Annotated in this window: 21 protein-coding genes and 2 riboswitches; of the genes, 4 read left to right on the forward strand and 17 right to left on the reverse strand. The window is 51.4% G+C overall.

The window, feature by feature from the left end; all coding sequences use genetic code 11:
- Positions 1-3 precede the first annotated feature (3 nt).
- The 9 genes from MPL1_RS14240 to MPL1_RS02210 all read right to left on the reverse strand — a co-directional run bounded on the left by MPL1_RS14240 (position 4) and on the right by MPL1_RS02210 (position 6,906).
- Positions 4-450, reverse strand: coding sequence for an apolipoprotein N-acyltransferase (locus MPL1_RS14240; protein ID WP_268743742.1), 447 nt, complete (start codon positions 448-450; stop codon positions 4-6).
- Between the two features lie 20 nt (positions 451-470).
- On the reverse strand, positions 471-1,505 hold the full coding sequence (lnt, locus tag MPL1_RS02175; protein ID WP_268743743.1) for an apolipoprotein N-acyltransferase: 1,035 nt from the start codon (positions 1,503-1,505) through the stop codon (positions 471-473).
- On the reverse strand, positions 1,502-2,374 hold the full coding sequence (locus MPL1_RS02180) for an HlyC/CorC family transporter (RefSeq protein WP_009725491.1): 873 nt from the start codon (positions 2,372-2,374) through the stop codon (positions 1,502-1,504). Before MPL1_RS02180 ends, lnt begins: the two co-directional genes overlap by 4 nt.
- Positions 2,371-2,835: an rRNA maturation RNase YbeY gene (ybeY, locus tag MPL1_RS02185; RefSeq protein WP_009725492.1), complete on the reverse strand. Its 465-nt coding sequence runs from the start codon at positions 2,833-2,835 to the stop codon at positions 2,371-2,373. Before ybeY ends, MPL1_RS02180 begins: the two co-directional genes overlap by 4 nt.
- Positions 2,832-3,806 (reverse strand): PhoH family protein, encoded by a 975-nt coding sequence (locus MPL1_RS02190; protein ID WP_009725493.1) that lies wholly within the window; start codon positions 3,804-3,806, stop codon positions 2,832-2,834. The genes ybeY and MPL1_RS02190 overlap by 4 nt, the downstream gene beginning before the upstream one ends.
- 21 nt (positions 3,807-3,827) lie before the next feature.
- The gene (miaB, locus tag MPL1_RS02195) at positions 3,828-5,168 is read right to left on the reverse strand and encodes a tRNA (N6-isopentenyl adenosine(37)-C2)-methylthiotransferase MiaB (RefSeq protein ID WP_040576790.1); all 1,341 of its coding nucleotides are present in this window, start codon (positions 5,166-5,168) and stop codon (positions 3,828-3,830) included.
- A 103-nt stretch (positions 5,169-5,271) separates the two neighbouring features.
- Positions 5,272-5,580: a hypothetical protein gene (locus tag MPL1_RS02200; protein ID WP_009725495.1), complete on the reverse strand. Its 309-nt coding sequence runs from the start codon at positions 5,578-5,580 to the stop codon at positions 5,272-5,274.
- The gene (locus MPL1_RS02205; RefSeq protein ID WP_009725496.1) at positions 5,577-6,611 is read right to left on the reverse strand and encodes an META domain-containing protein; all 1,035 of its coding nucleotides are present in this window, start codon (positions 6,609-6,611) and stop codon (positions 5,577-5,579) included. Before MPL1_RS02205 ends, MPL1_RS02200 begins: the two co-directional genes overlap by 4 nt.
- Positions 6,586-6,906: a hypothetical protein gene (locus tag MPL1_RS02210; protein WP_009725497.1), complete on the reverse strand. Its 321-nt coding sequence runs from the start codon at positions 6,904-6,906 to the stop codon at positions 6,586-6,588. The genes MPL1_RS02205 and MPL1_RS02210 overlap by 26 nt, the downstream gene beginning before the upstream one ends.
- 163 nt (positions 6,907-7,069) lie before the next feature.
- On the opposite strand from MPL1_RS02210, the gene MPL1_RS02215 reads away from it, so the two are divergent.
- The 3 genes from MPL1_RS02215 (at position 7,070) to MPL1_RS02225 (ending at position 8,815) form a co-directional block, all read left to right on the forward strand.
- Complete coding sequence (locus MPL1_RS02215; RefSeq protein ID WP_009725498.1) at positions 7,070-7,525, forward strand: NfeD family protein; 456 nt, start codon at positions 7,070-7,072, stop codon at positions 7,523-7,525.
- A 34-nt stretch (positions 7,526-7,559) separates the two neighbouring features.
- The gene (locus tag MPL1_RS02220; RefSeq protein ID WP_009725499.1) at positions 7,560-8,486 is read left to right on the forward strand and encodes an SPFH domain-containing protein; all 927 of its coding nucleotides are present in this window, start codon (positions 7,560-7,562) and stop codon (positions 8,484-8,486) included.
- 125 nt (positions 8,487-8,611) lie between these two features.
- On the forward strand, positions 8,612-8,815 hold the full coding sequence (locus MPL1_RS02225) for a DUF3185 family protein (protein WP_040576784.1): 204 nt from the start codon (positions 8,612-8,614) through the stop codon (positions 8,813-8,815).
- A 37-nt stretch (positions 8,816-8,852) separates the two neighbouring features.
- Here the strand turns inward: MPL1_RS02225 and MPL1_RS02230 are convergent, their stop codons facing one another.
- From MPL1_RS02230 to MPL1_RS02255, 6 genes are all read right to left on the reverse strand, one after another.
- Positions 8,853-9,236, reverse strand: coding sequence for a VOC family protein (locus MPL1_RS02230; RefSeq protein ID WP_009725501.1), 384 nt, complete (start codon positions 9,234-9,236; stop codon positions 8,853-8,855).
- A gap of 20 nt (positions 9,237-9,256) precedes the next feature.
- The gene (locus MPL1_RS02235) at positions 9,257-10,096 is read right to left on the reverse strand and encodes a methylated-DNA--[protein]-cysteine S-methyltransferase (protein WP_009725502.1); all 840 of its coding nucleotides are present in this window, start codon (positions 10,094-10,096) and stop codon (positions 9,257-9,259) included.
- 118 nt (positions 10,097-10,214) lie between these two features.
- Entirely contained in the window at positions 10,215-10,721 is a 507-nt protein-coding gene (locus tag MPL1_RS02240; RefSeq protein ID WP_009725503.1) for a DUF2938 domain-containing protein, read from the reverse strand.
- 55 nt (positions 10,722-10,776) lie between these two features.
- Positions 10,777-12,171, reverse strand: a complete 1,395-nt coding sequence (locus tag MPL1_RS02245) for an efflux transporter outer membrane subunit (protein ID WP_009725504.1) — start codon at positions 12,169-12,171, stop codon at positions 10,777-10,779.
- The gene (locus MPL1_RS02250) at positions 12,164-15,367 is read right to left on the reverse strand and encodes an efflux RND transporter permease subunit (RefSeq protein ID WP_009725505.1); all 3,204 of its coding nucleotides are present in this window, start codon (positions 15,365-15,367) and stop codon (positions 12,164-12,166) included. The genes MPL1_RS02245 and MPL1_RS02250 overlap by 8 nt, the downstream gene beginning before the upstream one ends.
- Positions 15,364-16,548 (reverse strand): efflux RND transporter periplasmic adaptor subunit, encoded by a 1,185-nt coding sequence (locus tag MPL1_RS02255; RefSeq protein ID WP_009725506.1) that lies wholly within the window; start codon positions 16,546-16,548, stop codon positions 15,364-15,366. The genes MPL1_RS02250 and MPL1_RS02255 overlap by 4 nt, the downstream gene beginning before the upstream one ends.
- Before the next feature lie 390 nt (positions 16,549-16,938).
- Between MPL1_RS02255 and MPL1_RS02260 the strand changes: the two genes are divergently transcribed.
- A complete protein-coding gene (locus MPL1_RS02260) occupies positions 16,939-17,892 on the forward strand; it encodes an AraC family transcriptional regulator (protein WP_009725507.1) in 954 nt (317 codons plus the stop codon).
- Positions 17,893-17,918: 26 nt separating this feature from the next.
- Here the strand turns inward: MPL1_RS02260 and cobC are convergent, their stop codons facing one another.
- On the reverse strand, positions 17,919-18,521 hold the full coding sequence (cobC, locus tag MPL1_RS02265; protein ID WP_009725508.1) for an alpha-ribazole phosphatase: 603 nt from the start codon (positions 18,519-18,521) through the stop codon (positions 17,919-17,921).
- Between the two features lie 87 nt (positions 18,522-18,608).
- Positions 18,609-20,438, reverse strand: coding sequence for a TonB-dependent receptor domain-containing protein (locus MPL1_RS02270; protein ID WP_009725509.1), 1,830 nt, complete (start codon positions 20,436-20,438; stop codon positions 18,609-18,611).
- Positions 20,439-20,497: 59 nt separating this feature from the next.
- A riboswitch (cobalamin riboswitch) is annotated at positions 20,498-20,694 on the reverse strand.
- Positions 20,695-20,773: 79 nt separating this feature from the next.
- A riboswitch (cobalamin riboswitch) is annotated at positions 20,774-20,977 on the forward strand.
- Positions 20,978-21,005: the final 28 nt, after the last annotated feature.

Consider the following 21,005-nt stretch of genomic DNA (forward strand, 5'->3'; position numbering starts at 1 on the left):
CGCTTACGTGGCCTTACGCTTGAAGTGCCACCACAGGCCAAAGCCGAGCACGGTCAAAATACCCAGTGGCCAGCGACCCCAGAAAATATAGGGTGTGTAGCCGGTTCGCGGTTGCACTTCATGAGTCAGCGTTGCTTCTGCAAATTGTGCGGTCTGCCGCTCAAGTTGTCCTTTGAAATCGATAAAGGCCGAAATGCCATTTGTGGTCACACGCAACATGGGGCGTCCACTTTCCAGCGCGCGACTTCGTGAAATCTGCAGATGCTGATGTGGGGCAAAAGAATCACCGTACCAGGCATTATTGGTGGCATTGACCAGCATGGTCGCTTCCGGCAGACCGGAACGCACCTGCGAAGTAAAGGTGTCCTCATAACAAATTGAAATCGCCACCTTCTCACCGGCGGCTTCAATCAGCGGTTGATCAGCACGACCTTTGGAAAACGAAGACATTGGCAGATCAAAGAATGCGATCAGCCACGCAGGGTCTCAAACGGCACATAATCACCAAAAGGCACCAGGTGCTGCTTGTGATAAAAGGCCTCGCCGTTGCCCAGCAGCATCATGCTGTTGTAGTAGTTCTCTGTTGCCAAATCCATAAACGGCAAGCCCAGTAATATATCGGTATTGTGTTGTCTCGCCTGCTCAGCAAGTGGCTGAAAATAAAAATCCTTCAGCTGATGATAAAACGCTGTGACGGCGTTTTCCGGCCACACCACCAGATCACTGTCCCAATGCTCCTGTGTGCGCACTTCATAAAGTGCCAGCGTACGCATTAATTGCTCTGGGTCCCATTTTATTTCCTGGGGAATATTGCCCTGAATGAGGGTTGCCTTAAGTGAGTTGTCAGTCGCTTGCGTCCAGTCAACTTGCTGGATGCCCCAGCCACCAAGCCAGATGACCAGCACCAGTAAAGCCGGCCACCAGTGGCGTTTTCCCCAAGCGACCAATAACAAAGCAGCGGTCAATGCCACCAGCCAGGTGACACCCAGAACACCAATCACCGGAATCCAACCTGCCAGTGGTCCATCAATTTGGCTGACGCCAATGTCCAGCCATGGGAAACCGGTTAAAAACCAGCCTTTGAACCATTCCAGCACCAACCAGGCAAAAGGCAATAACAACAACAGATCGCTTATGGAAAACTGTTGTGAACTCACTCGACGGATCAGTGCGCCCAACGCACCGGTGTACAACGACAAAAAGCCCACAAACAGACCGGTCAGGAAAACGGCCAGTGGCACACTGGCATCACCAAATTCATGAATGGCGACAAATACCCAGGAGACGCCCACCCCAAACATGCCCAGGCCAAACAGGCAGCCTCGCCAAAAAGCTTGTTTGGGGGTGGTTTGCTGCCAACTGACAAATAGCAGAAGCAGACTCAAAACAGCCAGGGGATACCAATAAAATGGCGCAAATGCCAGCGGCATTATCGCTCCCGCCAGCAGCGCTATGACAGCGCCTTTTTTTCCGGTCCATGCAGGCAGCGATAATCTGTTCATCATTCAGACTCGTTCAACAACTCGTTTTCGTCCGGTGGTAACACCACCATTCTCAGCAGGTGCAGCCTGCGATTATCGGCACGTAATACCGTAAACTCATAACGACCAATCGTCACCTGTTCACCACGTTCAGGCAAGTGACCAAACTGATTGACCACATATCCACCGACGGTGTCGAAGTCTTCATCACTCCAGTCGGTTTCAAAAAACTCGTTGAAGTCTTCAACCGTGGTCAACGCTTTGATGGTGTAGGTATTCTCATCGCGCTGCAAAATAGGTGCATCATCGTCAATGTCATGCTCATCTTCAATCTCGCCAACGATTTGTTCCAGCACGTTTTCAATAGTGACAATACCGGCCACACCGCCATACTCATCAACAACAATTGCCATATGATTACGGCGCGCCCTGAATTCACGCAGCAGCACATTCAGTCGTTTGCTTTCAGGAATAAATACGGCAGGACGTAACAGTTCACGCAAATCAAATTCAAACTTGCCGGCACTGACTACGGCTGACAGCAAATCCTTGGCCAGCAGAATGCCAATGACATCATCACGATCATCATCAATGACCGGAAATCTTGAGTGTGCGGTTTCGGTCACCAGACGCAAAGTCTCTTCCATCGGTGCGTCGCGGGAAATCATGGCGACTTGGGACCTTGGAATCATAATATCGCGTGCTTGCATTTGCGACACACTCAGGGCACCTTCGACGATAGACAGTGCCTCAGAATCAAGAATATGTCGCTCAGATGCCGAGCGAAGCAACTCAATCAGCTGCTCCTGATCCTTGGGTTCCAGTAGCAGATTACTCAGTCGCTTGAACCAGTTTTGCAATTGATTCTGGCGACTCGTTCGTCCTTCGTTCATTTGACCGGCCCTTGCTCGATATAAGGGTTATTGATCTTCAGTTTTTGCAAAATACTGATTTCCAGCGCTTCCATGTGTTCGGCTTCGTCATCTTGCAAATGATCGTAGCCCAGCAAATGCAGGCAACCATGCACGACCATGTGTGCCCAATGATCTTCTGCCGCTTTGCCTTGAGTGTTGGCCTCGTCAAGGACAACCTGCGAACAGATGACCAGATCGCCTAATAATACCGGTGTCATTGGCACAGGCGATTCAAATGGAAATGACAAGACATTGGTCGGACCTGACTTGCCTCGATAATCTTCGTTGAGTTCAGCACTTTCTGCTGTATCAACCAACCGAATGGTTAACTCGGCATCCTCATCCAGCTCGGCCAATGCAGCCTCAGCCCATTGTTGAAATTGTGCCGCTGCGGGTACTGACTGATCGGTGGCAATTTGCAGATCGATAGTAATGGTCACGACTTCTGCTCAGCTTTCTCATAGGCGAGAATCACTTTCTGCACCAACGCGTGCCTGACCACATCCTTGGCCTGGAAAAAGGTAAATCCGATGCCTTCAACCTCTTTCAACACCTCAATGGCATGACGCAAGCCCGACTTTTGCGAGCCCGGTAAATCAACCTGGGTGATATCACCGGTGATTACCGCAGTCGAGTTGTAACCCAGACGCGTCAGAAACATTTTCATCTGCTCGACCGTAGTATTTTGTGCCTCATCGAGAATAATGAAGGCCTCGTTGAGGGTTCGGCCACGCATATAGGCCAGAGGTGCTACTTCAATAACATTTCGTTCGATCAGTTTGGCGACACGCTCAAAACCGAGCATTTCATACAGGGCATCAAATAACGGACGCAGATAGGGATCAACTTTCTGGGCCAGATCGCCGGGCAAAAAGCCCAATCTTTCACCAGCTTCTACCGCCGGGCGAACCAGCACGATGCGTCTGGCAAGATCACGTTCCAGCGCTTCCACGGCGCAGGCCACCGCCAGATAGGTTTTACCGGTGCCGGCTGGTCCCACACCAAAATTGATGTCGTGGGTCATGATGCGTCGCAGGTAAGCCTGCTGGTTTTCACCACGAGCTTTGACCAGACCTCGCTTGGTCTTGATGACCACATCCTTGTCTTCAACAACCGGTTGATGGTCTTCACCACCTTGTTGGCGAATTGCCAAATGCACCTGTTCCGGTGCAAGAATGCTTTGCGAAGTCTGGGCATACAGATCGTGAATCACTGTTTGCACATTATTGAGCACTTCAGCGTGACCAATGACCTGAAACTTGACGCCACGGTTATTGATTTCAACGCCAAAGCCTCGTTCCATCATGCGCAAATGCTCATCAAGATGGCCGCAAAGGTTGGCAAGTCGGGGGTTATCGGCGGGACTCAGCTCAAAACTGACGCTATCGAGTGGTGCGGAAGATTGGCTCACTAAAGGTTCACCTATGGGGGGTCAAAAAATAACGCTATCAGCAAGTAATTCTCCTCGCAAGGAGTTGCTGTGTGCTTCGGTAATGGTGACATCAACAAACTTGCCGATCAGCGACTCATCGCCAGCAAAGTTCACAACCCGATTGTTCTCGGTGCGGCCAGCCATATCGCCATCGCCACGAACTGCCGGACGGTCCACAAGAATACGCTGCACGGTGCCCAGCATTGCCTGACTGTGCTGATTTTCCAGCTCACGCAGGCGATCTTGCATGATCTGCAATCGCTGTTTCTTTTCTTCTTCGGAAACAGAATCATCAAATGCCGCCGCAGGTGTGCCGGGACGAGCGCTATAGATAAAGCTGAACGAGTGATCAAATTCAATCTCGTTGATGAGCTTCATGGTCGCATTAAAATCCGCCTCGGTCTCATTGGGGAAGCCGATAATAAAGTCGCTGGACATGCTCAAATTGGGACGAATTTTTTTCAGTCGACGAATTTTGTCTTTGTATTCCAGTACCGTGTGGCCACGTTTCATCATCATCAGGATGCGATCAGAACCAGACTGCACGGGCAGATGCAAATGGCTGACCAGCTCAGGCACCTCGGCAAAGGCCTGAATCAGGCTATCGGAAAACTCTACCGGGTGAGAGGTGGTAAAACGAATACGCTCAATACCATCAATCGCTGCAACGTAGTGGATCAGCAAGGCCAAATCGGCAACTTCGTCATCCTCGATCACACCGCGATAGGCATTAACATTCTGCCCCAGCAGGTTAACTTCACGAACACCTTGAGCAGCCAGCGCGCGTATTTCACGCAGCACGCTACCCAATGGACGACTGACCTCTTCACCTCGCGTGTATGGCACCACGCAGAAAGTACAGTATTTACTGCAGCCTTCCATAATCGAAACATAGGCAGTCGGGCCTTCAGCGCGAGCTTCCGGCAAATTGTCGAATTTTTCAATTTCAGGGAAGGAAATATCGATGCTGGGCTTGTGGGTCTTTCTAACCTCCTCAAGCATGGTCGGCAGACGATGCAGCGTTTGCGGCCCGAAAATCAGATCAACATACGGCGCACGCTTGCGGATAGCCTCGCCTTCCTGACTCGCTACACAACCGCCCACACCAATCACCAGGCCCGGACGTTTGTCTTTCCAACGTTTCCAGCGGCCAAGCTGGTGGAAGACTTTTTCCTGGGCTTTTTCACGAATCGAGCAGGTGTTAAGCAACAACACGTCGGCTTCTTCGGGGATATCGGTAGGAACCAGCTGATGGGAGTCCGCCAGCACTTCGGCCATTTTGGATGAATCGTATTCGTTCATCTGACAGCCGTAGGTTTTGATGTACAGTTTTCCGGTCATGTTGACAGTGATTTGCAAAGGGCCGTCAGGATACTCTTTTTCATATAATTAGTACAGACAAGTGATTGTTTTTTCAGGTGCAAATGACATGATTTGCAGATGGCTAATCCGGACGCCGTTGCCGGGTTCTGAATTCAAAGGCTTTTTCACATTCAGGCAGGTCATAGAACATGGCCAATCGCCCGGCAGCAGTGCGGTCACCAAAATCACGATAAAAATGCTGACACTCTGCTTCCGACTTATCCCAAAGTGTCTGGCATTCGGCTATCTGCGCTTGCCTGAGTGGTGCCAGCTGCACTTCTCTGGCAGCTTCGCAGACCGCATCCAATTGTGATTGCTCATCATCCGCGGCCAAAACAGTCATCGGCAGCAGTATCAACAATAAGGAGCCGCATAAACCAATGTTTTTCACTCAAACACCAATGCCAACGGCGGCAGATCCTGATCCAATAACGCCATCACCGACATCAGTCTGGCCGTATGCTTGCCATGCAACTGCGCCACGATCACCGGTTGTTCTGCGGCCAGCAACCACAACTGACCATCCAGCGTGACATCAAAGCCTGTGACTTGTGACAAGGCATCGAGAAATGTCTGCTCCTGTTGCATCAGCGCTTGATCACACGCTCGCCGGGTTGTGACCAGTGCACCGACATCCAGTCCTTCTCCCGTCAGTGAATACTGAGCACCAAAACGATTACAGCCCGCATCACCACTCAATTGCTCGTCGCTTGAAAAAGACAGGCTGAGGCTGGAATCTGCGTGCAGCGGTTGATTCAAGATCTCGACAACTTGCCAATGCACGCCCTGTAACAACTGTTCGGGTTGACCGCCACAGCCTTTCAATTCCCGCCCCGCCAGGTTAAATGCAACATGGTAGGGATAAGGCATGCCGGTCATGGTGTCATTGCAGACGCCGGGTACCACCAGCGCCGAAATCGAATTATCATCCGACTCAATCAAAACCTGGCCGGCCGTGTCCATTGATTGCTGGTTGGCAGCAATGACCTGCTCTGATTCACCGGGTTGCAGCAGGGCCAGCTGGCCGTGATGCAAGGTGATACTCCAGAAGGGTTCGTTGCCACGTGCCTGAAAAGGCTCGGCCAGCGTACCGAAAACAACACATTGAGGATATTGCTGACCTTTCCAGCGTAATTGCGCCGTATTACCTTTGCTCCAGAATACGGTGTCATCATCGCTTGCCGACTCAAACCGGGCACCGGATGCACTCATCGCCGGTTGTAGCGCCATACTGTTGTCGCCTAGTTGCAGTACGATTTCTTCGCCTGAATATTCAACAGTGATCCACTGTTGGCCACAGTGCATTTGAATTCCTTCCGGGGCCGCCAGGGTCGGCTCTGCAACATCATCACTACAAGCGCTGAGTATCAGCGCCGCAGCAATAACAAGCAGAAGTTTATTGAACTTCGATAATGGTTTCATATTCAGGCCGCACAAGTTTGGGATCGCCTTCATTCAGGCATAAAAAAGTGACATCGTAGGTGTAGCGCATGCGTTTGCGCATACTGATTTTGCTGACCAATACCTGCTTGCCCATCTCGGCACAGTGACGTTCTGCCTGTTCCAGAGCTGCACCTTTGGCGGTAGAAGCATTCATATCATCAGTCATCACGTTGTAGGTATCCGGCCCCACCGTTCTGACTCCCGAGGTGTTCAATGCGCAGCCCGTGAGTAATATCAGCCATCCAGCTACCATAGTTACTGCAATTTGTTTCATTACCGCCTCCGAGTTATGAACCAGTGCACAATAAAACCGATTATCTGCTGATCGCCCCTGTTAAACAATGGCCTGGGCTCGTAAACTCCATTAGCAGTTGAGTCAGAGGCAAACTGCCGCCACAATGACCACTTCCAATTCAGGCTCTCGTGAGGAAACAGACATGGATACTGCGCTAATCTGGGTCATTTTAGGCCTGCTGCTGATCTTATCCGAGCTGCTGGCGACCAGTATCGTTGCTGTATTTTTCGGGGCTGCTGCGGTGCTGGTGGGCATTTTGCTCTGGGCAGGTGTGATTCACTCTGCAGAAATGCAGTTTGTCCTGTTCAGCTTTTTCAGCCTGTTATTTCTGTTTACCAGTCGCGCCAGGTTGAAGCGCTATCTGGTTGGTGATGTCGCAGATAAAGACGATAGCCACAAAACTTTCCGCGAAAATCTCGGAGAGGAAGCGATGGCAGCCAGTGATTTTTCACAGGGCAAAGGTCGCATTACCCTCAATGGCGTTGCCTGGGATGCGCAAAGTCTGGCCAGTGATGATGTGATCAGCAAAGGCGACCGCGTATGGATCGTCGCCAATAACGGCATTCACTTGACCGTCAGCAAACACCCTCCCCAATAACTTTCAATCAAATCCACGCAAAGGAGCTCAATTCATGGATATCGGTCTTATTATCTCGCTTGGCCTTGCCGCCGCGGTTGTCATTGCAGTCATCAAATCTGCAGTGGTGGTGCCACAACGTTCCAACTTCATCATCGAGCGGCTGGGTAAATACTCCCGCACGCTGGATTCAGGCTTCCATATTCTGATCCCGTTTATCGACAAACTGGCTTATCGGCATACTTTGAAAGAAGAAGTGATTGATGTTGATCGTCAGGAATGTGTTACCAAGGACAACATCCAGGTCGGCGTCAACGGCGTACTCTATTTGCAAGTGATTGATGCCCAGAAAGCCAGTTACGGCATTCAGGACTATCGCTACGCGGCTGCACAGTTGGCTCAGACCACCATGCGTTCGGTGATTGGTCAGATCGACCTGGATAAAACCTTTGAAGAGCGCGCCAAAATCAACGAAGAAGTCGTCCAGGTTGTTGACGAAGCCGCCTCACCCTGGGGCATCAAGGTATTGCGTTACGAGATTTCTGATATCAGCCTGCCAGACAGCATTAAAGATGCATTGGAACAACAAATGCGTGCCGAGCGTGAACGTCGTGCCGCCATTGCCCGTTCCGAAGGTGAACGTCAGGCCATGATCAACGTCTCCGAAGGTCAACGTCAGGAAATGGTCAACGTTTCCGAAGGTGACAAAATGCGTCAAATCAACGAAGCCGAAGGTCGTGCTCGCGAGATCGAACTGATTGCCGTGGCTACCGCCGAAGGTTTACGGAAAATTGCCTCGGCCATCAATGAGCCGGGCGGACAGGAAGCCGTCAGCCTGCGCGTCGCTGAACAGTACGTAAAAGAGTTTGGCAACCTGGCCAAAGAAAACAACACCATGATCATACCGGCAGAACTGGCCGGTATCGGTGGTGCTGTCGCGGGTCTTACCCAAATTCTCAAACAGGCCAACGCTCCCCGCTAACAACACACAGGGCGCATCGATTTTCGGTGTGCCCAACCCTTTCACTGGACGATCACGCCCTGGTCGGTTTGCCAGTCAACACCTTCAAGCGTAACCTCAACCTTCACACCAATGGAGGTTCAGGCATGGCAAACACACGACTGCTCGGTATGATTTTATTGGTCATAGGCGCAATTCTGCTCTATTTCGGCTGGCAATCCTCACAATCCATCGGCGACCAGTTGACCGAAGCTGTCACAGGCCGATTTACCGATGAGACCATGTGGTTCATTATCAGCGGCGCAGTATCTGTCGTAGTAGGCGCTTACTTTGCTGTTACCGGCAAATAATACAATATCGTTTTACAGTGCTTTGCAAGTTTGAATTTCAGGCATAGACAACAAATGCCAGCTTGTTGCCGTCGGGATCTCTGACATAGGCAGCATAAAAGCCCTCGCCATATTGTGGTCGATAGCCCGGTGCTCCCTCGTCGCTGCCACCTGCTTGCATTGCCGTGTTGTATAGCGTGTTGACGATTGCTGCCTGCGTGACACGGAATGCGGTCATTACACCATTGCCTGTGCTGGCCGTGTTGCCATCAAACGGATAACCGACAAAGAATCGGGGAAAACTCAGATCATCGGCTTTGCCGAATGAGATCGATGCTTCATCCTGCCAACAGACATCCCAGCCCATTTCTGCAAACACTGCATTATAAAATGCCTGCGCTCGAGCCAAATCCTGCGTCCCCACCATAGTGTAGGCAATCATATTGACCTCCTAAAATCAGTTTAATCTATCGATTCAAGATGCATTCGCTCCCAGATCTGTACCATGCGTTTTTTGGTCAGTCCCCAACGATAGCCACCCAAAGCACCACTTTGCTGAATCACCCGATGACAGGGGATCAACAAAGCCACCGGATTGGCACCAATGGCATTGCCTACAGCACGAGCTGCCTTGGGTGATCCTATTGCTGCCGCCACCTCGGCATAACTGGCAAGTTCACCCGGTGGAATTTTCAATAACGCCCGCCACACTGCAATTTGAAAGTTGGTGCCGCGCACATGGACCGAGACTGGACCTGATTCACTACGCTGCATCTTGCCCAGCAAATCAGTCAGCACACGCCCGGTCGATTGGTTATTTTGCCGGATCAGACTTAATGGCCAGGTTTTTCTCAGCTCATCAAGCATCTCGTCAAGGTCGGTAAAATCGACAAATCCTGCCCGACAAATTCCGCGCGGGGTGATCGCGATAAACATCTCGCCCAACGGCGTTGCGTGAACACCATATTCGATAATAAGTTGCTTGCCCTGTTGTTGATATTCGCCGGGCGTCATGGCCTCCAGTTGCACAAAATGATCATGTAACCTTGAACTGCCACTCAAGCCGATCTGGTGTGACACATTAAGCAACGAGTGCGAATCGTCGAGCAACTGCTTGCCTCGCTCCAATGTCAGCACCTGCAAAAATCGTTTAGGGGTGGTGCCTGCCCAGCGGCAAAAAAGTCGCTGAAAGTGAAAAGCGCTCAGATGAACATGGGCGGCCACCTCATCCAGACTGGGCTGTTTAGTGGCATGCTCGACCAGATAAGCCATTGCCTTTTCGATACGTTGATAATCCGACATCAGACAGGCGCTCATATTTGTGAATTGCAATACAGGCCATGCTAAATGATCAGCGACTGAATGCCGATCCGAATCTTGCTGTGTTTGATTGTGTTTGCCAATGCCCGTGCTGGAGGCATCAACTGCCCTGGAACACAATGCTTAAAACCAGCGCGGACAGATACAAACCCAATCCGAATACACTGTGCGTCATCAGGCTTCGCAATCTTGCTTGTCCAGGTTTGGGCGTTTTTGCAGCGGCGATCCCCATACCAAAGGCCGGCTGCATGATAAAAAACGGAATGCTGATCGTCACCAGCCCCGTCAGCAAGGCAGGCAGAATAGTCGGTTGATCCAACCAGCTTGGAGAGGTCATCAGCAACAAGGCGAACGCGAAAACAATGCCGATCGCATAATGTGCCAGCCAGCCAACGGCGCACTCCGCCGGTTTGGCTTGTGCTGACATAATGCTTTTGTGTCGAAACACACCGTCGCGCATATAAATCAGCCAACGCCCGACCAGACAGAAATTGAGCGACATTACCTTGAACACGCGTCTCAACATAAGTGCCCACAGATCCATAATCACCGTCGCACCGATACCAACAGCGATAATTTTTACAAGATAAATCCCTTCAATACTCATGCTGATAACTCCGTTTTGATCGGTCAGTACTAAGCTTTCATCAGTGAATGACGGCTTAGCCCGGTGGCCCAACCAAAGCACGATAAATATCCACCATCGCCAAGGTGACTTCTGTGCGGCTGCGTACCGCCTGATCCCGAGTCACGACATACTCCTGTTCAGCGGTCAGCACTTCAAAATAGCCAATGAAACCCTCTTCGTAACGAGAGCGCGCCAGTTCAACCGCTTTCTCGGAGTTGAGCATCGCACTCTCGAGATGATTTTCTCTTTCCTGGGCTCGTTGATAGCGAACCAAGCGGGTTTCCACTTCCTCAAGCGCTTCCAGCACAGTCTGCTGATAGGCAGCAAGCGCAGCCCGACTCTCAGCGCCTGCGGCATCAATACGTGCCCTGACCTTGTCATGATCCAAAAAAGTCCAGTCGATACCCAATGCAATTTGACGCGAGTTTGCCGAACCGGAAAACAAGTCAGCACTATCCGTGGCAATGGAACCCAAAAGTCCGCTCAGAGTAAAGCGTGGGAACAAGTCTGCTGTCGCCACTCCAATGCGTGAGGTAGCAGCAGCCAAACGTCGCTCTGCCGCCGCAATATCAGGACGACGACGCAGTACCTCACCCGGACTGTCCACAGGGATAACTGGCAACACATCAGGCAGCGCTCGCTGATCTGATAACTGCGCTATCAGGGTGGTAGGTGGTTGCCCTGTCAGCACGGCTATTCGGTGCATTGCCGCACGAATATCCGCCTGCAAGGCCGGTAATTCGGCACGTGTTCGATCCAGCAAAGCATGCGCCCGAACCAGATCAAACTCTGTTCCCCGACCGGCTTCAAATCTAGCAGCAATAATATCCAGAGATTGTTGCTGCAAGGCGACGCTTCGATGTGCTACCTGATATTGCTGCTGTAAGCCTCGCAGTTCGAAATAGCTGTTGGCAAGCTGTCCTGTCAGCGCCACCTGCAAGGCACCGAGATCAGCACCCGCGGCTTCCAGTTCTGCCTGCTGAGCTTGTGAAGCGCTCTTGAGACGGCCAAAAAAATCCAGTTCCCAATTCGCCGCCAGGCCCGCCTGATAACGCTGAACATGTCCGGGTCCGACACCAGGTGCCGACTGTTCAGCCTCTGCCAGACGCATTTCGGCGACAGAAGCATTGGCCGTGACACTCGGCCACCGGTCTCTGTTGGCACCATAAAGCAGTGCTGCGGCCTGCTCATATCTGGCCACTGCCACTTCAAGATCATGGTTGGCATGCAATGTCTGTTCAATCAGTGCAGCCAGTACAGGATCATTAAAACCTTGCCAGAAACGCTGCTGATCTGTCACACCGGCAACCGTGGTGGCCCATTCCGAAAAAGCTTCCGGTTGTGGTGAATCCGGTGCCTGATACTCCGGGATCACCGCACAGCCTGTGACTATGGCTAAGGCACCGGTCAACATCATTAATTTACGCATGCGCACCTCCCGGTATCGCGTCCTTGTCATGTTCCACAACCGGAGCCAATGCCGAGCTGTGCTGCCCTTTCAGTGGATGACCTCCGGAAAGTTTGCGCAATGCCACATAAAACACCGGCGTCAGGAACAAACCAAATAGCGTCACGCCGATCATGCCGGCAAAAACAGCGGTTCCCAGTGCCTGGCGAACTTCTGCGCCAGCGCCTGTCGCCACCACCAATGGCAGCACGGCAGCGGTGAAGGTGATTGACGTCATAATGATCGGCCGTAAACGTAATCGACAGGCTTCCAGTGCAGCCTCCACAATACCTCGCCCCTGCAACTCCAGATCCCGGGCAAACTCGACAATCAAAATGGCGTTTTTACAGGCAAGTCCAATCAACACCACCAGTCCCACCTGAACAAAAATATTGTTATCGCCGCCGCCGAACCAGACACCAATCAACGCTGACAACATGCACATCGGCACAATCAGAATCACGGCCAATGGCAATGTCCAGCTTTCGTAGAGTGCGGCTAACACCAGAAACACCAATAGAATCGCCAATGGAAATACCACCAAGGCGGCATTGCTCTGGGTCGCCTGCTGATAACTCAGATCCGTCCACTCAAAGTCCATACCGGGCGGTAAAACCTCTCCGGCCAGCGCCGTCAACACATCCATGACTTGCGAAGATGACAATAGTCGCGGGTCGGCATCTCCGGCCAAATCTGCCGCCGGATAACCGTTGTATCTGAGTACCGGATCGGGACCAAAACTCTCCCGAATATTGACCATCGAACCAATCGGCACCATCTCACCCTGATCATTGCGTGTCCGCAATCGGGCAATATCTTCAACACTGTTACGATAAGGCGCATCAGCCTGGGCAATCACTTGCCAGGTGCGACCAAAACGGTTGAAGTCATTAACATAAGTAGAGCCAAGATAGGTTTGCAAAGTATCAAACAGCTCGGTTAGCGGAACCCCTTGAGCCTTGGCTTTATGTCGATCCACCTCGGCATCCAGTTGCGGCACGTTGGCCTGATAACTGGTCACCGGATAGCCCATTCCAGGCGTCTGCATCACTGCCCCCTGGAAATGAACCACCGCATCCTGCAAGGCACCAAAGCCCAGATTCCCTCGATCTTCAATAAACAACTGGTAGCCGGAGCTATTACCCAGCCCCTGAATGGGCGGTGGCATAAAGGAAAAGGTAATGCCATCCTTCAGCTCGCTGATTTGCTGATTAATCCGAGCGTTGATCTCTGCGGCACTGAGATTTCGCTGATTAAATGGCTTGAGCGGAAAGAACACCACACCCGTATTGGAAGTGTTGGTAAATTGCAAAGCGTTCAATCCCGGAAATGCCACCGAATGTTCAACACCCTCGGTTTGCATGGCAATATCAGTGACTTGTTGCAGTAACTGATCAGTACGCTCCAGTGATGCGCCCTCCGGCAATTTGACCCCGGCAATCAGATAAAGCTTGTCCTGACTTGGAATAAAACCCGGGGGCACTACTTTGAACATCAAACCGGTGCTGGTCAGCAGCAAGGCGTAAACTACAAATACCATGCCTCGCCGATGTAATGAGCGCGACACGCCGCGTTGATACTTTTCCGAACTGGCATTGAAAAAGCGGTTAAAAGGACGAAATACCCAGCCAAACAAACTATCAATAATCCGTGTCAGCCGATCTTTCGGAGCACCATGTGGCTTAAGCAGCATCGCCGCCAGTGCCGGTGACAGGGTCAGCGAATTAATGGTGGAGATCACCGTGGAAATAGCGATTGTCACCGCAAACTGCCGGTAAAACTGTCCGGTAACACCCGACAGAAAAGCCATGGGAATAAACACCGCACACAACACCAGACCTATCGCAATAATCGGTCCTGACACTTCGCGCATCGCCTGATGTGCCGCCGCCAGCGGCGCGAGGCCCTCGGCAATATTTCGCTCAACGTTTTCCACCACCACGATGGCATCATCCACCACAATGCCAATCGCCAGCACCAGTCCGAACAGCGTCAGGGTGTTGATGGAATAGCCCAGCATATACAGCGCACCAAAGGTACCAATCACTGACACCGGTACCGCCAGCAATGGAATAATCGATGCCCGCCAGGTTTGTAAAAAAAGCGTGACCACCAACACCACCAGCAATACCGCTTCCAGTAGCGTCGCTATCACCGACTTGATCGAATCCCTGACAAAGATGGTGGTGTCGTACACCGACTGGTACTGCACCCCGGCTGGAAATGAACCGGCCAGCTCGTCCATGGTGGCAATCACATCATTGCGGATCTGTAGTGCATTAGCTCCGGGGGCCTGAAAAATACCGATGGCAACTGCTTCTTCGCCATTAAGCTGGGAACGCAAGGTATAGTCACCGGCGCCCATCTCCAGACGGGCCACATCCGCCAATCGCAGTATTTCCCCCTGATCGCCTCGCTTGAGCACGATATCACCAAATTCTTCCGGGGTTTCCAATCGACCACGCGCGTTGATCAATGTCAGAAAATCACTGTTTGGAACCGGCTCAGCTCCAAGCTGACCGGCTGACACCTGAACATTCTGTTCACGCATCGCCCGGACAACATCACTGGCTGTCAGACCAAATTCAGCTATCCGTTCAGGATCCAGCCAGGCTCGCATGGCGTAGTCTCCGCCACCGAAAATCTGGGCATCGCCCACCCCTTGAATTCGCGCCAGACGATCCCGCACATGCAAGCGGGCATAATTTCGCAGGTATAAGGTGTCGTAACTGCCGTCAGGTGAGGTCAGGTGAACCACCATCAGAAACGTCGGTGATTGTTTCTGCGTGGTCACCCCTTGACGACGCACCTCCTCAGGCAGACGTGCCAGCGCCTGACTGACCCGGTTTTGCACCCGAACCGTTGCAGCCTCGGCATCGGTACCAGGACGAAATGTCACCGTCAGTTGCAACACACCATCTGAACCTGCCACAGACTTGAAGTACATCATGTCCTCAACACCGCTAATCGCCTCTTCCAGCGGTGTTGCCACAGTTTCAGAAATTTCCTTTGGATTGGCACCGGGATAGACCGTTCGTACCATCACTGATGGTGGCGCCACTTCCGGATATTCACTGATCGGAATATTGGGGATAGAGATCAGACCCAATACCAAAATAATGATCGACAGTACCGCCGCAAAGATCGGCCGGTCGACAAAAAAGCGTGACACATTCATTGTGACAGCTCCACCGACCGGGCAAGCGTATCAAGCGACGCCTCACGCATGGCTACCCGGTTCGGGCTGACCTCCATGCCTGGAGCAAACACTCTTTGAATGCCATTCACAATGACAAGATCACCCTTGCTGAGTCCCTCGGTAATCACCAGCTGATCATCCACCTGATCGCCGGTGGTCACCTGTCTGGGGACAACCCGATTGTGTTCATCCACTAGATAAACATAACGTCTATCCTGATCTGTCAAAATAGCTTTGCGACTGATCATTAACGCGGCGTCCAATGCAGCGACGGGCATCTCGACTCTGGCAAACTGCCCCGGTTTGATAAGGCCTTGCGCATTGTCAAGCACTGCCCGATATTGCAGCGTCCCGGTGCCCGAATTCAGTTGATTATCAACAAAGTCCAATTCGCCGTGAAATCTGTGGTTCTCATCATTGCCCAGCGTAATACGAACAGCACGGGAACCACCCTCGGCCAGCAAGCGCTGACTGCTGAATCCTGACTTGTCATCAGTTTCAAAATAAACATGTAGCGGGTTGACCGAGACCAGCGTGGTCAGCAAGGTTTGATCAGCATTTGCCAGATTGCCTCGCGTTGCCAATGCACGGCCCACTCGACCACTGACAGGTGCAATAATCCGCGTGTATTGCAAATCCAGATCTGCGACCAACAGTGTCGCCTGAGCGACCTCAACGCGTGCCTGAGCACTGATTAATGCAGCACTACGCTGGTCATATTCTTCTCTGGATATGGCTCGATTCTGCAACAATGTTTCTGCCCGCACAGCCTCACTCTTAGCCAGTTGCAACTGACTTTGAGTTAAAGCCAACTCTGCCCGAGCAGCTTGCTGACGTGCCTTGTAGGGACGCGGGTCGATCTGAAACAACAGGTCACCAGCCTCTACCAGCGCGCCTTCTTCAAAAGCAACCTCGTCGATATAACCGCTTACCCGCGGACGCAAATCCACCGTTTCAGGTGCAGCCACCCGCCCGGTAAAGCGCCGCCAGATAAGCACCGGCTCGTGAATCACTTCGGCAACATCCACTTCCGGTGGAGGTGGCATTACAGCGAATTCTTCATCACTCTGCGCCTGGCAACCGGCCAGCAGCACTATCAGTACAAAAGGAAGTGTGATTCGGCGATAGTTTCGCAGCGTAATTTCCGTCAGGCATTTCATCTTTTCTCTCCATTGATTGAGCCATGCAATGCATGGCCTGAACGCCAAGTTATCGTTGGTTCATTACATAAGTCGTTTCAGCCGGGAAAAACTCGACATTTCACTTGATATTTCAGCGCACTCAAAAGCATATTGCCCTTAAGCCGTGACAAGTGAGTGACCATGAAAACAAGCACTGCTCTACAGCAGGAGGCATAAGCTTAGAGAATGTGTAACTGAAACTGATAGCGGGTTACTATGGGAAACTTGCCTGTTACTGCAGGTTTGTTTTAAACGGACTTTTGTGATTGCTGGTTTCTCCAGCGTCATTGCCTGATTCTGCAAAAAATGGAAAACCCGTTCGTTGCTCAGATTGCCGAGCTATACTGTCGCCAACAGGGAGAGGTACCCATGACTGCCACTATTCAGACGCTCGCAGGAAACTTGGCGCCGAATCAACAACGCCTGGTCAGCATTACTGAACAGCTGACGGCTGCGGAAGGCATTCTTGCGACTGAAATCAACGGTGTCGAGTTATTTCGGTTTGAAGAACCGGTCAGCTGCGCTTCTGGCGTATTTGAGCCATGCATCTGTTTTGTGATTCAAGGCGATATGAAAATCCAGTTGGGTGATCATGAAATTACTCATTCCGCTATGGCATACATGGCCAGCTCCGTTCATCTGCCTGTCATGCGAAGAGTTACCGAAGCTTCTCGTGAACGCCCGTTTATAGGGGCAAAACTAAAAGTGGATCCTCAGGAAGTTGCCAATCTGCTGGTGGAGTTGGGCGACAAGGCGCCGCCACTGGCTGCGCCTGACAGCTGCCCCGAGTGCGGTCTATCCATCGCCCAGATGGATGAGCAAATGCAAGATGCCTTATATCGGCTGCTGAATCTACTCAATTCGCCCAGAGACATTGCGATACTCGCTCCTTCAATACGCAGAGAAATCATCTATCGAGCATTGATCGGTGAAATGGGATCCCGGATGCGCCAGTTTTCTGCGACCGATTCTCAATCACACCGGATTTCCAATGTCATTTCTATTCTGAAAGACCAATACACCAAACCGCTGCGTATCCGGGAACTGGCCGAAGCTGTCAATATGAGTGAATCGACGCTGTACCATAATTTCAAGCAAGTGACGCATATGTCACCACTGCAATTTCAGAAAAAGTTACGCCTGCTTGAAGCCCGCCGATTAATGCTGGTCGAAGGCATTGAAGCGGCCACTGCCAGCTATCGCGTTGGATATGAAAGTCCGTCGCATTTCAGTCGGGAGTACAGTCGGTTATTTGGTGCCCCACCCAAGGCAGATGTGCAAAACCTGCGGGGCATCTACGCACCAGAACCAGAGTCGGCGTAAAGCTCATAAGCGCAGATAGAGGCCGCTTATCTCAGACTGCCTGCATGAAACTGTAGTTGTGCATGGAATTTTGAATCGTCACGGTACACCTGAATACGGCTGATTGCCGCATAGGGCACCTGAATACGGAACATGGCTGTTAACGGCATTTCCAACACCTCGGCAACTATCATCCGAATCACGCCAGCATGAGCGACCAGCAAGATGTGCTGATCGCTATGTCTGGTCAGTAATTCATGCCACGCTTGTTGAATGCGCCGCTGAAAATCTTTCAGTGGTTCCGCATTGGCCGGCGTATTGTTGACCGGATCATCGTAAAAAGCATAAAAGGCTTTTTTATCATGCTGTTCCAGTTGCTCGGCCGTTTTTCCTTCCCAATCGCCAAAACCAATCTCGGTGAACTGCGCACTCAGTTGTAGCGGAATATTATGTTGCTGAGCAAGCGTCTGAGCAAAATCAGCACAACGTCTCAAGCTTGAGCTGACAATATAATCCCAGGGCGCGGCATTGGCGGTCGCAGCGCGCATTTGTTGCCAGCCACGTTCACTGAGCGGATCGTCCAACTGTCCTCGGTAGCATGTGCCGCCCCGTGGTTCACCATGCCGCATCAAATCAATCAACAATGTCATTGTTAAACGGTAGCCTCTCAGTGCCTGCGAAATAATCTGCAAAGGCGATGCTCAGCCGATTTCGACTGAGCATCTTTTGCCGCTGGTTTAAGGTTGATAATGCAATGACAGCATATAAGTTCGCCCAAGACTGTTGAAGTTATTGACGGTCTGGTAGTCCCGGTCAAAAACATTCATCGCGTTGAGTTTTACCGACCAGTCAGAATCAATCTGATAGGCCAAGCGGAAATCCACCACTTCATAACCACTTAAGCGGGTGTTATTGGCCGCATCATCAAAACGATGCCCCGTCACTTTCCAGCTACCGCCAAGCAGCCAGTTGCCAAACTGACGATCCAGATGCAAATTGGCCATGCGTTGAGCTCGGCGAGGCAATATGTTTCCGGTCGTCTCGTCTTTTGGTTTCAAGACACTGGCATTGAATTGAATCTGCCAATCCAGCAATGTGGTCGCCAAATCAAACTCCAGCCCGGTAATTTTGGCCTCATCTACATTCTCTGTAGTCGGAAATTGATATACCAGCAAATCACGAACCTTGTTCTGATAGGCATGCAGCCCCCAGCTTCCCCAATTCGCATTGCCCATCAAACCAATGCCATAGTTTTTGGACTTTTCCGGTTTCAAGTCAGGATTACCGATAAAGCCTGGCGTATCTGGCCAATACAGCTGGTTGAAGGTGGGTGCTTTAAAGCCAGTGCCGACATTGGCTACAATCTGCAGTGATTGAGTCAGCTGGTAGCCCCAATCCGCGGTGCCCGTGGTTTTTTCGCCAAAGGCCTGATTGTCATCATGACGCACACTTAACAACCAGTTATGGCGATCTTGATGCCCCTGCCAGCTGACAAACACTGCCTTATTGTCCCGCGAGTCTTCCTGATAATCGGTGGAAGACACCACTCGGTCGTGATCGTAATCAAGACCGATATTCAAGGTGTGTTGCGGCGTGAGCACAAAAGTATTCACCAGACTGGCATAACGATGCCGGGTATTGAAAGTGCCATCCGGCTGACGGTCCCGAAAGTTCTCTCCCTCATCTCTGGATTCAGACAGGTTTAATGCCATCAACCATGAGTCAGTGAGTTGAACTGAGGTATTTACACCGAGTACTTGCTGCACATTATCAGCGTAAAAGTCGGCAGTTGGTGACAGGCTGTCATATTCATTGCGCGATTGAGTCCTTAAAAAGTTGGCGCCTACGCTCCATCTGTCTGTCACATCATGACTGATTCTTGCTGACAGACTGTTGTTGCGATAGCCGTCACGATCCGGGTTTGCATTCACCCGCGCATCAATGCCGTCGGTTGATAAATGGCTGAAATTCAGATGATAGCGTGTGCTTTCATTGCCACCACTGACACCACCGCTGGCTTGTTTTGTATTGTGTTTGCCAAAGCCTACAGAAGCATAAGGGGTTGGGCTTTGATTGCGGCCCTGTCGAGTGAAGATCTGAATCACACCGCCAATTGCCTCAGAGCCGTACAAGCCTGAACGCGGACCACGCACAATTTCAATACGCTCAATCTGATTGACAGGAAAGTCCTGTAGCGAGGTGGTTCCAGACGTTGCCGAGTGCCATTTCACGCCATCCACCAGCACCAGCACATGGCCGGCATTGGTACCGCGCATGTAAATACTACTGGCTTTGCCAAGTCCACCGCTGTTGTTCATATCAATACCGGGAAAACGTGCCAGCAAGGTCGGCAAATCATGAATTTGCAAACGCTCAATATCGGCACGGCTAATCACCGAATGTGGTGCCAGCGCGTTATCCGTAGGCATTCGGTTGGCAGTCACAGTGATAGGGTCAAAAGATTGATGTTCAGCGTGGGCCGGAACAGTGAAAGCAGAAGTCGCCAGTGCCGCCAGAGTCAGACGCGCACAGACACGCAAAGGCATTGCCTTTGTAGAAGGTTTCATTTTGTCTCCTTGGGATACGCTCACCCGCGATCCAGGTTGATAAAGTCACACAGCACAAAGGCTGTGATGAACTTCAGGCCGGTATCCGGACTCACGTTGTGGCCTAAGCCGATGCATCCGCCTTCCCACGATTAATTCGCAGTGGCTGATTGGATGCACTTTTCAACGCTTACCGTTGCGGGGGCAGTGTTGGTTTTGCACCAACTTCCCGTTTAACTCAGATAAATATCAAAGCACCTGAAGAGGCGCGAATCTTAAATGGCGCTTGATATATCGTCAAATTAAATAAAGAAAATGGATTACTTTCAAATTGACAATAAGCCGTGCCGATCCTTATTCTGTCGGCAGTTTCAGGTGTCGCGAAAGCGATGAAACGGGAAGTCGGTGCATCTTTAACGCTGAAGATAAAGCCGACACTGCCCCCGCAACGGTAAATGAGTTAACGCTGAACGTTTAACCACTGTAGTCATTACGGGAAGGTGTTCAGCAGGTGAAAACCGCTCATGAGTCCGGAGACCGGCCTGAAATGTCCTTGCCTCAGGGCGAAATGCAATTAACCAGATTGTG

It is taken from the genome of Methylophaga lonarensis MPL (genome assembly GCF_000349205.1).
GTDB lineage: Bacteria > Pseudomonadota > Gammaproteobacteria > Nitrosococcales > Methylophagaceae > Methylophaga > Methylophaga lonarensis.

Coding starts and splice junctions, on each gene's coding strand:
- MPL1_RS02180 (WP_009725491.1), bottom strand. CDS start 2,374: ATGAACGAAGGACGAACGAGTCGCCAGAATCAATTGCAAAACTGGTTC.
- MPL1_RS02255 (WP_009725506.1), bottom strand. CDS start 16,548: ATGAAATGCCTGACGGAAATTACGCTGCGAAACTATCGCCGAATCACA.
- MPL1_RS02250 (WP_009725505.1), bottom strand. CDS start 15,367: ATGAATGTGTCACGCTTTTTTGTCGACCGGCCGATCTTTGCGGCGGTA.
- MPL1_RS02235 (WP_009725502.1), bottom strand. CDS start 10,096: ATGTCGGATTATCAACGTATCGAAAAGGCAATGGCTTATCTGGTCGAG.
- MPL1_RS02205 (WP_009725496.1), bottom strand. CDS start 6,611: ATGAAACCATTATCGAAGTTCAATAAACTTCTGCTTGTTATTGCTGCG.
- lnt (WP_268743743.1), bottom strand. CDS start 1,505: ATGATGAACAGATTATCGCTGCCTGCATGGACCGGAAAAAAAGGCGCT.
- cobC (WP_009725508.1), bottom strand. CDS start 18,521: ATGACATTGTTGATTGATTTGATGCGGCATGGTGAACCACGGGGCGGC.
- MPL1_RS02210 (WP_009725497.1), bottom strand. CDS start 6,906: ATGAAACAAATTGCAGTAACTATGGTAGCTGGATGGCTGATATTACTC.
- MPL1_RS02260 (WP_009725507.1), top strand. CDS start 16,939: ATGACTGCCACTATTCAGACGCTCGCAGGAAACTTGGCGCCGAATCAA.
- MPL1_RS02215 (WP_009725498.1), top strand. CDS start 7,070: ATGGATACTGCGCTAATCTGGGTCATTTTAGGCCTGCTGCTGATCTTA.
- MPL1_RS02220 (WP_009725499.1), top strand. CDS start 7,560: ATGGATATCGGTCTTATTATCTCGCTTGGCCTTGCCGCCGCGGTTGTC.
- miaB (WP_040576790.1), bottom strand. CDS start 5,168: ATGACCGGAAAACTGTACATCAAAACCTACGGCTGTCAGATGAACGAA.
- MPL1_RS02245 (WP_009725504.1), bottom strand. CDS start 12,171: ATGCGTAAATTAATGATGTTGACCGGTGCCTTAGCCATAGTCACAGGC.
- MPL1_RS02225 (WP_040576784.1), top strand. CDS start 8,612: ATGGCAAACACACGACTGCTCGGTATGATTTTATTGGTCATAGGCGCA.
- MPL1_RS14240 (WP_268743742.1), bottom strand. CDS start 450: ATGTCTTCGTTTTCCAAAGGTCGTGCTGATCAACCGCTGATTGAAGCC.
- MPL1_RS02240 (WP_009725503.1), bottom strand. CDS start 10,721: ATGAGTATTGAAGGGATTTATCTTGTAAAAATTATCGCTGTTGGTATC.
- MPL1_RS02230 (WP_009725501.1), bottom strand. CDS start 9,236: ATGATTGCCTACACTATGGTGGGGACGCAGGATTTGGCTCGAGCGCAG.
- MPL1_RS02270 (WP_009725509.1), bottom strand. CDS start 20,438: ATGAAACCTTCTACAAAGGCAATGCCTTTGCGTGTCTGTGCGCGTCTG.